General features: G+C 64.4%; 9 protein-coding genes. 7 read left to right on the top strand and 2 right to left on the bottom strand.

Annotated features, from left to right (window positions below; translation table 11 throughout):
• Positions 1-47: 47 nt before the first annotated feature.
• Both NVV79_RS06735 and NVV79_RS06730 read right to left on the bottom strand, forming a co-directional pair.
• Positions 48-1,148, bottom strand: coding sequence for an epoxide hydrolase family protein (locus NVV79_RS06735; protein WP_303988344.1), 1,101 nt, complete (start codon positions 1,146-1,148; stop codon positions 48-50).
• Positions 1,149-1,941: 793 nt separating this feature from the next.
• Complete coding sequence (locus NVV79_RS06730; protein WP_303987432.1) at positions 1,942-2,952, bottom strand: aldose epimerase family protein; 1,011 nt, start codon at positions 2,950-2,952, stop codon at positions 1,942-1,944.
• Positions 2,953-3,071: 119 nt separating this feature from the next.
• On the opposite strand from NVV79_RS06730, the gene NVV79_RS06725 reads away from it, so the two are divergent.
• The 7 genes from NVV79_RS06725 (at position 3,072) to NVV79_RS06695 (ending at position 15,480) form a co-directional block, all read left to right on the top strand.
• A complete protein-coding gene (locus NVV79_RS06725; protein ID WP_303987430.1) occupies positions 3,072-4,115 on the top strand; it encodes a LacI family DNA-binding transcriptional regulator in 1,044 nt (347 codons plus the stop codon).
• A gap of 90 nt (positions 4,116-4,205) precedes the next feature.
• Complete coding sequence (xylB, locus tag NVV79_RS06720) at positions 4,206-5,669, top strand: xylulokinase (protein WP_303987428.1); 1,464 nt, start codon at positions 4,206-4,208, stop codon at positions 5,667-5,669.
• Positions 5,666-6,973, top strand: a complete 1,308-nt coding sequence (xylA, locus tag NVV79_RS06715) for a xylose isomerase (RefSeq protein ID WP_303987426.1) — start codon at positions 5,666-5,668, stop codon at positions 6,971-6,973. The genes xylB and xylA overlap by 4 nt, the downstream gene beginning before the upstream one ends.
• Before the next feature lie 170 nt (positions 6,974-7,143).
• The gene (locus NVV79_RS06710) at positions 7,144-8,754 is read left to right on the top strand and encodes a glycoside hydrolase family 43 protein (RefSeq protein ID WP_303987424.1); all 1,611 of its coding nucleotides are present in this window, start codon (positions 7,144-7,146) and stop codon (positions 8,752-8,754) included.
• Positions 8,755-9,029: 275 nt separating this feature from the next.
• Complete coding sequence (locus tag NVV79_RS06705; protein WP_303987422.1) at positions 9,030-9,845, top strand: DUF2189 domain-containing protein; 816 nt, start codon at positions 9,030-9,032, stop codon at positions 9,843-9,845.
• Positions 9,846-10,001: 156 nt separating this feature from the next.
• A complete protein-coding gene (mutS, locus tag NVV79_RS06700) occupies positions 10,002-12,707 on the top strand; it encodes a DNA mismatch repair protein MutS (protein ID WP_303987420.1) in 2,706 nt (901 codons plus the stop codon).
• Positions 12,688-15,480 (top strand): [protein-PII] uridylyltransferase, encoded by a 2,793-nt coding sequence (locus tag NVV79_RS06695; protein WP_303987418.1) that lies wholly within the window; start codon positions 12,688-12,690, stop codon positions 15,478-15,480. Before mutS ends, NVV79_RS06695 begins: the two co-directional genes overlap by 20 nt.
• Positions 15,481-15,489 lie beyond the last annotated feature (9 nt).

Raw genomic sequence — 15,489 nt, 5'->3', positions numbered from 1 at the left:
GCCGGTCTGGATGCCAGATTCCCGCCCCGGAGCCAAGCGCGCTGTCGCTACGCGATCTGGCCATGGAACGCACGGATGTCATGGGCTAGCGTTTCGGGGATTTCGAGCGCCGGAAAATGGCCGCCGCAGGGCAGTTCCGTCCAGCGCACGATGTTCCACAAATGCCGCTCGCCCCAGGCCCGCGGCGCCGGATTGTCGGCCGGTGGCAGCAGAATGGCGTGCGGTACGTCGTGTTTCGGCGCCTTTTTGGGCAGTTCTGTGTCGGCAAAGGCCTCCTTGTAGAGCCGCACCGAGGAACCGATCGTCTGGGTGAACCAATAGACCGAGAGGATTGTGCAGAGATCGTCCAGCTCGAAGGCGTTGAGCACGTCGCCGCCGGTATCGCCCCATTTCTGGTACTTTTCGAGCACCCAGCTCGCCAGCCCGGCCGGGGAATCGTTGAGTCCCACCGCCAGAGTGGCCGGCTTGGTGCCCTGGATCATGGCATAGGCGCCCTCGGCAAAGGCCCAGTAATCCGCGGTGCCGAAATAGGCCTGTTCTTCCGGCGTCGGCTGCTCGGGTCGCGGAAAGCCGGAATAGACATTGACGTAATGGGCCCCGATCAGCCGTTCAGGAAAATCGCGCACCAGCGCCATTTCAGCGCCTGCGCCCATATCCGAGCCCGAGATCAGGAATTTGGGGTAGTTGAGCCGCGTCATCAGCTCGGCCCAGAGCGGGGCGACTTTGCTCAGATTCATGCCCGGTTTCGTCGGTTGCCCCGAAAAGCCGTAGCCGGGCAGCGAAGGAATGACCACGTCGAAACCCACACCATCGACCGGCTCGGTCAGCAGCGGCACCAGCGGCAGCAATTCGACGAAATTGCTCGGCCAGCCATTGGTCAGCAGCAGCGGCACATTGCTCTCGCCCCGGCCGCGAACATGCGCGAAATGCACGCTTTCCCCGTCGATCACCTCGATGAATTGCGGGAAAGCATTGAGCCGGACCTCGGCGGCGCGCCAGTCATACTGCTCGCCCCAGTAGGCGACGAAGCGGCGCAGGAATTGGTCTTCGGTGCCATAGTCCCAGCCGACGCCATCCAGCGTCCGGGGAAAGCGGGTCGCGGCCAGCCGCGCCTTGAGGTCGGCCAGCTCGGCATCCGATATCGCAATGGTGAAGGGAGGTCATGCTGTCTCTCCAGGGTCATTGGAGAGACAATGCATCAAGGCCCTGACAGGTCCCGTCAGCAGCCTCTCCGATGGCCAGACGTGCCAAAAACGCCGCCTGCAGTGCGGTTTTCACGGGAGATGGGCGGCCTTTGACTCGATCCAGTTACTAACTCAGGGAGCCACAGGCCGCCCATCACGGGTCTGGAGTTTCCTCACCGGGTCCGGACACAGGTGGGACTATATCGCAAGCCCAGCTGCCGACTTTCTGCCCGGCCAAACGGGCGCCCCCGTCTCCAGCCTCCCCGCCCGGCCCTGCGTCGGGGCCGCGTGAATGGCGGGGATGGCAGGAGTATGCAGCAGGTTTCGGGGAGGGGGATAAGATGGATAAGTCGGGGCTTGCGGCCAACCCCCTCACTGGGGAGTGTTTACCTCGAGCGCTTGGGACTTCCCCTTCTCCCCTTGTGGGAGAAGGTGCCCGAAGGGCGGATGAGGGGGCGCTGAGCTGTCCGCTGGCAATGAAGCATGGGATAGCGCAGCCCCCTCACCCGGAAATCCGCTGAACGCGGATTTCCACCCTCTCCCACGAGGGGAGAGGGGTAACTGGCCTCATGCGTCCAATGTAAACACTCCCCCTCTGTGGGGAGGAAATGAGGGTGGGGTGTTGGTCCGACTACCTCGCGGCCGTGGCGTGATCTCGGGATGGGTCCCGGCTCAAGGCCGGGATGAGATCGGGGGTGGGATGGCGCCACCACCACCCTGCCTCAGAGCGTCGTAAATGCCTTGGTAGAGGCCGGCGTCAGGCGATTTCGAACTCGCACCAATGGCGATAGGGCCGTTCGGGCGAGTGGATGATATTGGGGAAATGCGGATTGTGCACCGCATCGGCAAAGGCCTGATCCTCGAGGCAGAAGCCGGCATGCTTGCCATAGTGCCTGCCGTTGAGGCCCGGCACCGGAATATCGGTCCACACGCCATTATAGACCTGCACACCCGGCCGGTCGCTCCACAGCTTCAGCGTCAGGTCCTTGTCCGGCGAGACCACCGTCGCAATCGGGTCGGCATTGCTGCGGCCGGTATCGAGCGCCATGCCGATATCGTAGTCGACCGGTTTGCCCGCCGCATCGCGCATGCTGCGGGGCGCGCGCAGGTCGTAGGCGGTGCCCCGCGACGGCAGGATGGCCCCGGTCGGCGCCAGGTCTTCGCCCAGCTCGGTATAGGCGCTGGAATTGACCTGGATCGTGTGGTCCAGCACATCGGCTGACGTGCCCAGGTTGAAATATTGATGCTGCACCAGGCTGATCGGCGTCGGCTGGTCGGTCGTGGCGCTCAGCTCCAGCCGCAGGCGATTGCCCCGCAGCGTATAGGTGGCCGAAAAATTGACATTGCCGGGATAGCCCATGGCGCCATCGGGCGAGAAATGGGTGAAGCGCACGGCATTGTTGGCCTCGTCCACCTGCCCGTCCCAGACCTGCCGTCCCAGGCCTTCCTCGCCGCCATGCAGTTGCAGGTCGCCGGCATTGGCCGTCAGTTTGTAGGTCTTGCCGTTGAGCTCGAACGAGGCGCCCTTGACGCGATTGGCCACGCGCCCGGCCAGCGAGCCGAAATGCGGGCTGTGGGCGGCATAGGCGTCGAACGTGTCGAAGCCCAGCACCACCGAGCGCTCGCCGCCCGCCACCGGCACGCGCCAGTCGCGCACCACCACGCCATAGGAAATGAGATCGACCGTAACGCCGGTATCGCTGACCAGGCGGAACTGATCCACCCTTTTGCCCCCAAACGCGCCGAACGCCGTTACCGCGATACCCATTAGCCGTCCCCTGAAATTTGCGGGCCACGTTTAGCCTGCTTTCTCGCCCGCCTGCAACGATGCACTTGACGTTTTGTCGCGGCCTGACGATCCTTCGCACCAGCATAAGGGAGCCTCGGGTGAACGAGATCGGGTTGCGGCGCCGGGCGACGGTGCATGATGTGGCGCGGGCGGCCGGCGTTTCCCTCGCCACGGTCGATCGCGTGCTCAATGGAAGGCCGGGCGTCCGCGCCGCCACCGCCGAAAAGGTCGAGGCGGCCATTGCCGAAATCGGTTTCCAGCGTGATCTCAGCGCGTCCCTGCTGGCCCGCGCCCGTGATCTCAAGCTCACCTTCATCATCCCCGACGGCTCCAACGAATTCATGGCGAGCCTTGCCGATGCGGTCGCGCGGCGGGTCGGCCCGGCCTTGGCCGATCGCATGCATATCGAAACCCACCGTATCAAGGCGCTGGACGCCCATGCCTTGGCGCGAAGCCTCGACGCGCTCGATATCAGGCATTGCGATTGCGCCGTCATCGTCGCCGGCGAAGAGCCTTCCGTGCAGGCGGCGGTCGATAGCGCCACGCGCCGCGGCATTGTGGTGATGACGCTGGTTTCCGACCTGCCCGGCACGCAGCGCCGCCATTTCATCGGCATCGACAATGAAGCCGCCGGCCGTACCGCGGCATCGCTGATGGGCCGCTTCCTGCCCCAGGGCGGCAAGGTGGCGGTCATCGCCGGCTCGCTGCATCTGCGCGACCATTCCGACCGGCTGGCCGGCTTCCGCGCCGCTTTGGGGGCCGAATTTCCCGCCATCGAGCTTATCGGCCCCGTCGAGGGCCATGACGAGCGCAGCGAAACCCATTCCATCGTCGCCGACCTGCTCGAACGGCATGGCGATCTCGCCGGCCTCTATAATCTGGGCGCCGGCAATGCCGGGCTGGTCGCGGCGCTGGAAGCCTCGAACCGATCAGGCGCCATCCGCGTCATCGCCCATGAGCTGACCGAGCCGACGCGGCGCGGCCTCCGCTCGGGCGCCATCGATGTGGTGCTGGACCAGAACCCCGATGGCGAAATCCGCGAGGCCATTGCCGCGGCGCGCAGCCTGGCGCTGGGCGGCAGCGGCAAGGCGGCGACCGACCCCATTGAAATCGGGATTTTCCTGCGCGACAATCTGCGCTAAGAAGCGCCACTCATCACACCGGCGTGGCCCGAAAACGGGCCGGGAGGACGTTCCGATGATTTCTGCTCCCCGCCATGAGGTACGTGCCTCATGACCTATCTCGGCATCGATATCGGCACGTCAGGCGTCAAGGCGCTTGTCATCGACGAGCATGGAAGGGTGTTGGGCGAAGCCTCGGCTGCGGCGGTCGAGCCGGTGCGGCCGCATCCCGGCTGGTCCGAGCAGAACCCGGCCGATTGGTGGACGGCAACGCTGGAGGCGGTTGACAAGCTCAAGGCGACCCATCCGTCCGAACTGGCCTCGGTGCGCGGCATCGGCCTTTCCGGCCACATGCATGGCGCCACCCTGCTGGGCAAGGATGACGAAGTGCTCCGCCCCTGCATTCTCTGGAATGATGGCCGCTCGGCCGCCGAATGTCAGGAAATGGAAGCCGCGCTTCCATCGCTCCGCCGGATATCAGGCAATATCGCCATGCCCGGCTTCACCGCCCCCAAGATCGCCTGGCTGCGCAAGCACGAGCCTGATATTTACGACAGGATCGCCAAGGTTCTCCTGCCCAAGGCCTATGTGCGCCTGCTGCTATCGGGCGAATATGTGGAAGACATGTCCGACGCGGCGGGCACGCTGTGGCTCGATGTCGGCAAGCGCGACTGGTCCGACGAACTGCTCGCCGTGACCGGCCTCGACCGCTCGCATATGCCGCGGCTGGTGGAGGGCTCGGCGGTGTCGGGCACGCTCAAGCGCGAACTGGCGCAGCGCTGGGGCATGGATGGCCTCGTGGTGATCGCCGGCGGGGCGGGCGACAATGCCGCTTCCGCCTGCGGCATCGGCGCCATCCGGCCGGGCGAGGGCTTCGTTTCGCTCGGCACATCGGGTGTGCTCTTCGTTTCCAACGAGCGGTTCAGCCCTAATACGGAAGGGGCCGTCCACGCCTTCTGCCATGCCATTCCCGAGACCTGGCACCAGATGGGCGTCATCCTCTCGGCCACCGACAGCCTCAACTGGCTGAGCAGGATTACCGGCCAGAAACAGGCCACCCTCTCCGGCGCCGCCGAGGCGCAATTCACCGGGCCGGGCGAGGAAATCTTCCTCCCCTATCTCTCGGGCGAACGCACACCGCATAACAATGCCGATGCGCGCGGGTCATTCGTCGGCCTCAGCCACCTGTCCGACCCGGCCCGGCTGGCCCAGGCGGTGATGGAGGGCGTGACCTTCGCCTTCCGCGACAGCCAGCGCGTTCTCAACGATGCCGGCACGAAGATCGACCGGCTGCTCGCCGTCGGCGGCGGCTCCAAGTCGGCTTTGTGGCTCAGGATGATCGCCACCAATCTCGACATGGAAATCGCCCTCCCCGAGGATGGCGATTTCGGCGGCGCGCTCGGCGCTGCCCGGCTCGGCCTCTGTGCTGCCGAGGGCGCCAGTCCCGCAACGGTCATGACCATGCCGCCCATCAAGACTGTCATCGCACCCGACAGGAACCTGTCGGGTGCCTATTCCGACCAATATGCGCGGTATCGCGCGCTCTATCCTGCCATCGAGGAGGCACGTAAGTGACGGATTTTTTCAAGGGCCTGAACCAGGTCAAGTATGAAGGCCCCCAGAGCAAGAACCCGCTGGCCTATCGCCACTACAACAAGGACGAAGTGATATCAGGCAAGCGGATGGAAGACCATATCCGCCCCGCCATCGCCTATTGGCACACTTTCGCGCAGGAAGGCGGCGACCCGTTCGGCGGCCGCACCTTCGATCGTCCGTGGTTCGACAAGGGCCTTGAAGGCGCAAAACTCAAGGCCGAAGTGGCTTTCGAGTTCTTCGACCTGATCGATGTGCCGTTCTTCGCCTTCCATGACGTCGACATTGCCCCGGAAGGCGCGACCCTGGCCGAATCCAACACGAATCTCCGTGTCATCGGCGACATCATCGCTGCAAACATGCAGAAGAGCGGCAAGAAGCTGCTCTGGGGCACGGCAAACCTCTTCTCCAACCGCCGCTACATGGCCGGCGCTGCCACCAATCCGGACCCGGAAGTCTTCGCCTATGCCGCCGGCCAGGTGAAGTCGGTGCTTGAGCTGACCAACGAACTGGGTGGCGAGAACTACGTGCTCTGGGGCGGTCGCGAGGGCTATGAAACCTTGCTCAACACCAGGATCGGCCAGGAACAGGACCAGATGGCCCGTTTCCTCCATCTCGTCATCGACCATGCCAGCAAGATCGGCTTCAAGGGCCAGATCCTGATCGAGCCCAAGCCGCAGGAGCCGTCCAAGCACCAATACGACTACGATGTCGCCACCGTTTATGGGTTCCTGCAGAAATACGGGCTCGAGAAGGATGTGAAGTGCAATATCGAGGTCGGCCACGCCTTCCTCGCCGGGCATTCCTTCGAACACGAACTGGCGGTCGCTTCCTCGCTGGGCATGCTCGGCTCGGTGGACGCCAACCGCAACGACCTGCAGTCGGGCTGGGATACCGACCACTTCCCCAATAATGCGGGAGAAATGGCGCTGGCCTTCTATTACATCCTCAAGCAGGGCGGGCTGGGCAAGGGCGGCTTCAACTTCGACGCCAAGGTGCGCCGGCAGTCACTCGACCCAGCGGACCTGCTGCATGGTCATATCCTGGGCCTCGACACCCTGGCCCGCGGCCTCAAGGGCGCAGTGGCGCTCATCGAGGACGGCGAGTTCGACAAGCTGCTGGACGATCGCTATGCCGGCTGGAATTCCGGCATTGGCAAGGACATCCTTGCCGGCCAGCTAAGCCTGGCGCAGATCGCCGACAGGGTTCATGCCGAGAACATCAACCCGCAGCCCCGTTCCGGCCGCCAGGAATATCTGGAAAACCTGGTCAATCGCTTCGTTTGATCAACTGAACCAACCGCCGGTGCCCCTCTCCCCTCAGGGGAGAGGTTGGGGTGAGGAGTGCGATGCTCGAGCATGCTGTGTGTCGCAGCATCGCACCCCTCGCCCGGCGCTGAGCGCCGACCTCTCCCTGAGGGGCGAGGTGAATCAGAGCCGTCACCTGCGAGGAACCCATGCCCCAGCTTACCAATCCCATCCTGCCCGGCTTCAATCCGGACCCGTCCATCCTCCGCGTCGGCGACGACTACTATATCGCCACCTCCACCTTCGAGTGGTTCCCCGGCGTGCAGATCCATCACAGCAAGGACCTCGCAAATTGGGAGCTGGTCACGCGACCGCTGACCCGCAAGACCCAGCTCGACATGCGCGGCGACCCTGATAGCTGCGGTGTCTGGGCCCCCTGCCTCACCCATGACGGCGAAAAATTCTGGCTGGTCTATACCGACGTCAAGCGCAAGGACGGCTCGTTCAAGGACGCGCATAACTACATCGTCACCGCCGACAGGATCGAAGGTCCGTGGTCGGACCCGGTCTATGTCAACTCGTCCGGCTTCGATCCCAGCCTGTTTCACGATGACGACGGGAAAAAGTGGTTCGTCAACATGCTCTGGGACCACCGCACCCGCCCGCTGAAATTCGCCGGCATCGCCTTGCAGGAATTCGATCCCGAGGCGGGCAGGCTGGTCGGACCGATCAAGAACATCTACCAGGGCACCGATCTCAAGCTGGTCGAAGGCCCGCATCTCTACAAGCGTAACGGCTGGTATTACCTTCTCACGGCCGAAGGCGGCACGGCCTATGACCATGCCTGCACTTTCGCCCGCTCGCGCAACCTCGACGGGCCCTACGAGACCCATCCGCAAAAGCACATCCTGACCGCCAAGGATGCCCCATTGGCGCCCCTGCAACGGGCCGGCCATGGCGATATCGTCGAAACGCCCGAAGGCAAGACCTATCTGGTCCACCTCACCGGCCGCCCGACCACCCAGGAGCGCCGCTGCGTGCTGGGCCGCGAAACCGCGATCCAGGAGGCTTACTGGGGCGATGACGACTGGCTCTATGTGAAGAACGGTCCGGTGCCCTCGCTGCATGTCGACGTGCCCGGCACCCGCGACGAGGCAAAGTACTGGGCCGAACAGCTTTATACGTTCGAAAACGGCCTGCCGATCGATTTCCAGTGGCTGCGTACGCCCGAAACCGACCGCATTTTCAAGACCGAAGCCGGCAAGCTGACGCTGTTCGGTCGCGAGTCGATCGGCTCCTGGTTCGAGGAGGCTTTGGTGGCCCGCCGGCAGCAGCATTTCTCCTACGACGCAGAGACGGTGGTGGACTTCAACGCCACCGACGAGCGCACCATGGCGGGGCTGACGGCCTATTACAGCCGCTACAACTTCTTCTATCTGGCCGTGACAGCCCATTCCGACGGGCAGCGCGAATTGCTGCTGATGAGTTCGGAAATCTCCTGGCCCGATGGCAATCTGAATTTCCCGGCCGCCCCGGTCACGATTCCCAACGAGGGCAAGGTCAAGCTGGCGCTGACCATTCGTGGCCGCAAGCTGCAATTCTTCTACGCGCTGGAGGGCCAGGAGCTGCAACCCATCGGCCCGGTCTTAGACGCCTCGATCCTGTCCGATGAATGCGGTGGCCATCAGGCCCATGGCAGCTTTACCGGCGCCTTTGTCGGCATGGCGGCGCAAGATCTCAACGGCACCGCCAGCCCGGCCGATTTCGACTATTTCATCTATCGGCCGGTGCATGACGAGACGGATCGCTACGAAATCTGAGTTCGCAGTCGACACCTCCCTCCCCCTTGTGGGGAGGGTGGCCCCGCAGGGGTCGGGTGGGGGTATGCTTCCGCAAGCTCGGTGCTTGTGACTCACCCCCACCCTTGATCCCTTCCCACAAGGGGAGGGAGACGACTGCGAGTGCAACGTCCCGATCACAATTCTACGAACTGTAGCGACAATCGGTCGCACCGGAGCTAAACTCCTGCCATTGCTGGTCGCGCGTTCGCGGTTTGTCAGCGAGTCCGCGGCCTCCGTTATGGAGGAGCAAGGTCATGTCCACTTTCCACGTCATTTCCGGCGCGGGCGACAAGCTCGATATGCCGGTCATCCGCACGATAAGCCTGGGCGACCTGGGCGATGCCCTGCGTCGCGGCATTGCCGATTTCTGGGAGAAGCCCAGCCATTATGTCCTGCTGGTGCTGATCTATCCCATTGTCGGCATCGTGCTGACGGTGTGGATGAACGGCTATTACACCTGGCCTTTGCTCTATCCGCTAGTGGGCGGCTTCGCGCTGATCGGCCCCTTCGCCGCCATCGGGCTCTACGAGATTTCCCGGCGGCGCGAACAGGGTCTCGACACCTCCTGGCATCACGCTTTCGAAGTGCTGAAATCCCCCGCCATCGGCTCGATCGCCGCCCTCGCGATCATGCTGCTCGCCGTCTTCACCCTGTGGCTGACGGCGGCGCAGGCGCTGTATGAAAGCCTCTTTGGCTCATCGACGCCGCAGACGCTGGGCGGGTTGATGAACCAGATCCTCACCGAGCCCGGCGGCATGACGCTGCTCATATCCGGCACCATGCTGGGTGCGCTCTTCGCCATCTTCACCCTCTGCACCACGGTCATCGCCTTCCCCTTGCTGCTCGATCGCGATGTAGGGGCATTCGTGGCCGTCGAAACCTCGTTCCGTGCTGTCATGCACAATCCGGTGCCCATGCTGGCCTGGGGCATTATCGTGGGGGCGGGCCTGTTCATCGGCGCGCTGCCGCTCTTTGTCGGTCTGGCCGTGGTCATTCCCATTTTCGGCCACGCGACATGGCATCTCTATCGCAAGGTGGTGGAGCCGGCCTCTGTCATCAGGGGGATGTGAGGCGCCGTCTGACCCTCGATCGTCACCCTCGGGTCAAGCCCGAGGATGACGATCTGTGGAAGGGAATATTCCGGGCGGCAATTCGGCCCCTTGCGGTTGGAATCGACCAGCAAAACCCATAAGGTCTCGGCTTCCTTGCCGAGACCCTTTGCCCCTATGGATCAGTCGCCCATCGAACAAGCGCAGACCCCGGCTTTGACGCCGATGATGGCGCAGTATTTCGAGATCAAGGCGGTCAATCCGGGCTATCTGCTGTTCTATCGCATGGGCGATTTCTACGAGCTGTTCTTCGAGGATGCCGAGATCGCCAGCGCCGCCCTGGGCATCGTGCTCACCAAGCGCGGCAAGCATCTGGGCGAGGATATCCAGATGTGCGGCGTGCCCATCCATGCCGCCAACGACTATCTCAACAAGCTGATCAAGCTGGGCCATCGCGTCGCCATCTGCGAGCAGGTGGAAGACCCCAAAGAGGCCAAGAAGCGCGGCGCCAAGTCGGTGGTGAAGCGCGACGTGGTGCGGCTGATCACGGCAGGCACGCTGACCGAGGATGATCACCTCGATGCCCGTGCCTCCAACTTCCTCGCCGCGCTCGCCATGGTGCGGCATGGCGAGACCGATTTCGCTTTGGCCTGGGCCGATGTCTCGACCGGCGAGACCTTCACCGCCGATCTGTCGGCCGAGCAGTTGCAGGACGAACTGGCGCGCATCGACCCGGCCGAATTGCTGCTGACCGAAGCGACGCGGGCGGCACTGACAGAGCGGCATCTCTTCGCCCCGGCTTGGGCCGCCATCACCCATGCCGCGCCAGCCGACAGCTTCGACAGCGAAACGGCCACGTCGAGCCTGCGTGCCGCTTTTCCCGACAGCGCCTTCGACCCCACATCGCTGTCCCGCGCGGCGCGGGCGGCCCTGGGCGCGGTGGTCGCTTATGTGCGCGAGAGCCAGAAGGGCGTCGGCGTGGCCCTGCGCGCGCCCGTGGCCGATACCGCGACCCGTCGCATGGCCATCGACCAGGCCACCCGCATGAGCCTCGAACTGCACCAGACTCAGCGCGGCCAGGCCAGGGGTTCGCTGCGCCAGGTGATCGACCTCACGGTGACCGCCCCCGGCTCCCGCCTGCTTTCCGCCCGGCTGGCCGCGCCCCTGGCTGATGCCGCTGGCATCAACGAGCGGCTCGATGCGGTGGGCATGCTGGCCAATGATACGCTGCTGACCGGCCGCCTGCGCACCGACCTCAAGGCTGTGCCGGACCTGGCCCGCGCCCTGACAAGGCTGGCGCTCGACCGCGGCGGCCCGCGCGACCTCGCCGCGATCGGCAAGGCCGTTGCTGCCGCCTCGGCGCTATCGGGCCATTTTGCCCGCCTCGACGATGTGCCGGCCGTGCTCGCCCGCCTGGCCGCCACGCTGGCCGCCGCCCCGATGCCGCTGGCTTCCGAGCTGGCGCTGGCGCTCGATGACGAATTGCCGCTGCTGAGCCGCGATGGCGGCTTCGTGCGCAAGGGCTATGACCAGGCGCTGGACGATGAACGCGCCCTGGCCAGCGAAACCCGCGCCGTGGTCGCCGCCCTGCAGGCCCGCCTCATCGAGGAAACCGACGTCCGTTCCCTCAAAATCCGGCACAATGGTGTGCTCGGCTATTTCGTCGAAGTGCCGGCTGCCCATGGCACGCGCCTGCTCGAAGAGCCGCATCGGCAGAGCTTCATCCATCGCCAGACTCTGGCCAATGCCATGCGCTTCACCACGACCGAACTGGCCGATCTCGAAGGCCGCATCGCCCGCGCCCACGAGGCGGCGCTGGAAATCGAGCTCAAGGTCTTCGCCAGCCTGCGCTACGACGTATTGAGCCGCACCGACATCCTGCGCATTCTGGCCGATGCCCTGGCCGAACTCGATGTCACTGCCGCCCTCGCCCATCTGGCGGCCACGCGCAGCTATACCCGCCCCGAAATCGACACCTCCCTGGCCTTCGCCATCCAGGGTGGACGCCATCCGGTCGTGGAAGACATGGTCTCGGCCGAGGGCCAGAGCTTCGTCGCCAACGATGCCGACCTCAGCGGCGACGACGCTATCGGCGGCGGGCGGTTGTGGCTGGTCACCGGCCCCAATATGGGCGGTAAATCCACCTTTTTGCGGCAGAATGCGCTGATCGCGATCCTGGCGCAGATGGGGTCTTTCGTGCCGGCGACATCGGCCCATATCGGTGTCGTCGACCGGGTCTTTTCCCGCGTCGGCGCCAGCGACGATATCGCCCATGGCCGCTCGACCTTCATGGTCGAAATGGTCGAGACATCAGCCATCCTCAATCGCGCCACGCGGCGCAGCCTTGTCGTGCTCGACGAAATCGGCCGCGGCACGGCCACTTTCGATGGCCTTTCCATCGCCTGGGCGGCCGTGGAGGCTTTGCACGAAACCACCGGTTGCCGGGCCCTCTTCGCCACCCATTTCCACGAACTGACCAGCCTCGCCAAGACATTGAGCCGCGTCAGCAACGTCACCATGAAGGTGCGGGAATGGGAGGGCGAGGTCGTATTCCTGCACGAAGTCGGTCCCGGCGCCGCCGACCGCTCCTATGGCATCCAGGTGGCCCGGCTGGCCGGCCTGCCCGAACCGGTCTTGGCGCGGGCGCGGCAGGTGTTGACCGTGCTCGAACAGCGCTCGGCGGGCACGGCCTCTTCCAGCCAGAAGGCCAGCGTGCTAGACGATCTGCCACTTTTCGCCCACCAGCCTCCTCCCAGGCCGGTGGGGCCGGACCCCGTACATCTAGCGCTCGACGCCGTTCGACCCGACGAGATGACCCCCAAACAAGCGATCGAAGCGCTCTACGAGTTGAAGAAAATCCGCGATGACGCTCGCCGAAGCTGAGGCAAAGCCGCGAAAACCTCTATTCGCGCTGAAGTCCGCCGAGACCATTCTCGGCGAGCTCGACGCGGCGATCGGCGAGGCCGCGCCGAAATCCGCCGCCGCCCGCGCCGCCGTGCTGACCCATATCCGCCAGACCCTGGCCGAGGCACGGCGACAGGCCGAGGCCGAACTGCTTGCATCGGGCAAGGGCACGCGCTGTGCGCAGAACCTTTCCAATGCGCAGGACGAGATCATTTCAGCCGTCCATCTCTTCGCCACGCGCCGGGTCTACCCGGTCGACAATCCCAGCGGCGCCGAGGCCATCGCGCTCTCCGCCGTCGGTGGCTATGGCCGCGGCACGCTGGCGCCGGGCTCGGATATCGACCTGCTTTTCATCCTGCCCTACAAGCAGACCCCCTGGGGCGAGCAGGTTACCGAATATATCCTCTATATGCTGTGGGACCTGGGCCAGAAGGTCGGCCACGCCGTCCGTTCGGTCGATGAATGCATCCGCATGGCCCGCGCCGACATGACCGTGCGCACCGCCACGCTCGAAGCGCGCTTCCTCACCGGCGACCGCACTTTGTTCGACCAGATGGTGCAGCGTTTCGAAGCCGAGATCATGCCCAGGACGGGCCCCGAATTCATCGCCGCCAAGATGGCCGAGCGCGACGAGCGGCATAAGCTCATGGGCAATACCCGCTATGTGGTCGAGCCCAATATCAAGGACGGCAAGGGCGGCTTGCGTGACCTCAATACGCTGTTCTGGATCGGCAAGTATTTCTACCAGGTCAAGACCAGCCATGAGCTGGTCGGCAAGGGCGTGCTGTCGGCCGCCGAATACCGCCTGTTCTCCCGCGCCGAGGATTTCTTGTGGGCGGTGCGCTGTCACCTGCATTTCGTTACGGCCCGCGCCGAGGAAAAGCTGACTTTCGACATGCAGCCCGAACTGGCCGAACGCATGGGCTATGCCCAGCGCGTCGGCATGCTGGGCGTCGAGCGCTTCATGAAGCGCTATTTCCTCGTCGCCAAGGATGTGGGCGATTTGACCCGCATCATCTGTGCCAGCCTCGAATTCAACCACGCCAAGGATATGGACCTGGTCGGCCGCGTGCTGGCGCCGTTCCGCTCGGGCAGGAGCCGGATCAAGGGCGAAACGGATTTCGTGCTCGATACTGGCCGGCTCAACATTGCCAGCCCGGACGTGTTCGAGAAGGACCCGGTCAATCTCATCCGTATTTTCCTGGTGGCCGGGCGCGAGGAATTGTTGTTCCACCCCGATGCCATCAAGGTCATCACCCGCTCGCTGCGGCTGATCGACAACAGGCTGCGCAACGATCCCAAGGCCAATGAGCATTTCCTGACCATCCTGACCGCACCGCAATCGGTCGAGCGCATCCTGCGGCAGATGAACGAGAGCGGCGTATTGGGCAAGTTCGTGCCCGATTTCGGCAAGATCGTCGCGCTGATGCAGTTCAACATGTACCACCACTATACGGTGGACGAGCACCTGATCCGTGCCGTCGGCGTCATGGCGCAGATCGCCAATGGCGGCCTGCGCAACGACCTGCCGTTGACCCACGAATTGCTGCCCCAGCTCAACGATACGCGCCTCATCTATGTCGCGCTGTTCCTGCACGATATCGCCAAGGGCCGCCCGGAAGATCATTCCATTGCCGGCGCCCGCATCGCCCGCAAACTCTGCCCCCGCTTCGGCCTCTCCCCCGCCGAAACCGACACCGTCTCCTGGCTCATCGAATATCACCTGCTGATGAGCGAGATCGCCCAGGCCCGCGATATCCAGGACCCCGAAACCGCCAAGGCCTTTGCCGATGTGGTGCAATCGCCGCAGCGCCTGGCTCTGCTGATGATCCTCACCGCCTGCGATATCCGCGCCGTCGGCCCGGGCGTCTGGACCGGCTGGAAGGGCAGCCTGCTGCGCGCTCTCTACTATGCCACCGAGCCCCTGCTCTCAGGCGGCCACAGCCAGGTCACCCAGTCCGACCGCATCCACGATGCCCGCCGCGCGCTGGCCCAGGCGCTCGAAGCCTGGCCGCCGGCCGAGGTCGATGCCTATATTGCCCGCCACTATGACCATTACTGGCTGCGCGCCGAACCCGAATTGCAGGTCGAACATGCCCGCATGATCCGCCAGGCCGACCAGACGGGCGAAGGCTTTGCCGGCTCCATACGGGTCAAGGCCTTCGAGGGTATTACCGAAGTTTCCTTCTATACGCCCGACCACCCGCGGCTGCTCTCGCTGATCGCCGGCGCCTGCACCATGCAGGATACGTCCATCATCGGGGCGCAGATCTTTTCCACCCGCGATGGCCATGCGCTCGATACGTTCCGCCTGCGCCGCTCCTTCACGTCAGACGAGGACGAAAAGGTCCGCGCCACCCGCATCATCGATACGGTCAAGCAATTGCTGCAGGGCAAGCGGCAGATCCTGATCGACCTGGGCAAAGAAAGCCGCCACAACAAGCGCCTGCGTCCCTTCGCGGTGCCGTCGCAGGTCACCGTGTCCAATGCGCTGTCGGAAAAATTCACCGTCATCGAGGTGTCCGGCCTCGACCGCATGGGGCTGCTGCACGCGCTGACCCGCCAGATTTCCGACCTCAACCTCACCATCGGCTCGGCCCATATCGGCACCTATGGCGAAAAGGCGGTGGACGTCTTCTACATCACCGATCTCACCGGCCAGAAAATCACCTCCAAGCCCCGCCAGCGGAAAATCCACGACGCGCTGATGGGCGTGTTCCATCCGCAGGGCGAGAAGGTGGCCAATGGGTAGCGGCCCGTG

The sequence above is a fragment of the Devosia ginsengisoli genome (genome assembly GCF_024707105.1).
GTDB lineage: Bacteria > Pseudomonadota > Alphaproteobacteria > Rhizobiales > Devosiaceae > Devosia > Devosia ginsengisoli_A.
This window is presented reverse-complemented; position numbering and strand designations above follow the sequence as displayed.

Excerpts from the sequence above, each read along its gene's own strand:
- mutS (WP_303987420.1), top strand. The coding sequence starts at position 10,002 with ATGGATCAGTCGCCCATCGAACAAGCGCAGACCCCGGCTTTGACGCCG.
- NVV79_RS06710 (WP_303987424.1), top strand. The coding sequence starts at position 7,144 with ATGCCCCAGCTTACCAATCCCATCCTGCCCGGCTTCAATCCGGACCCG.
- NVV79_RS06730 (WP_303987432.1), bottom strand. The coding sequence starts at position 2,952 with ATGGGTATCGCGGTAACGGCGTTCGGCGCGTTTGGGGGCAAAAGGGTG.
- NVV79_RS06705 (WP_303987422.1), top strand. The coding sequence starts at position 9,030 with ATGTCCACTTTCCACGTCATTTCCGGCGCGGGCGACAAGCTCGATATG.
- xylB (WP_303987428.1), top strand. The coding sequence starts at position 4,206 with ATGACCTATCTCGGCATCGATATCGGCACGTCAGGCGTCAAGGCGCTT.
- NVV79_RS06695 (WP_303987418.1), top strand. The coding sequence starts at position 12,688 with ATGACGCTCGCCGAAGCTGAGGCAAAGCCGCGAAAACCTCTATTCGCG.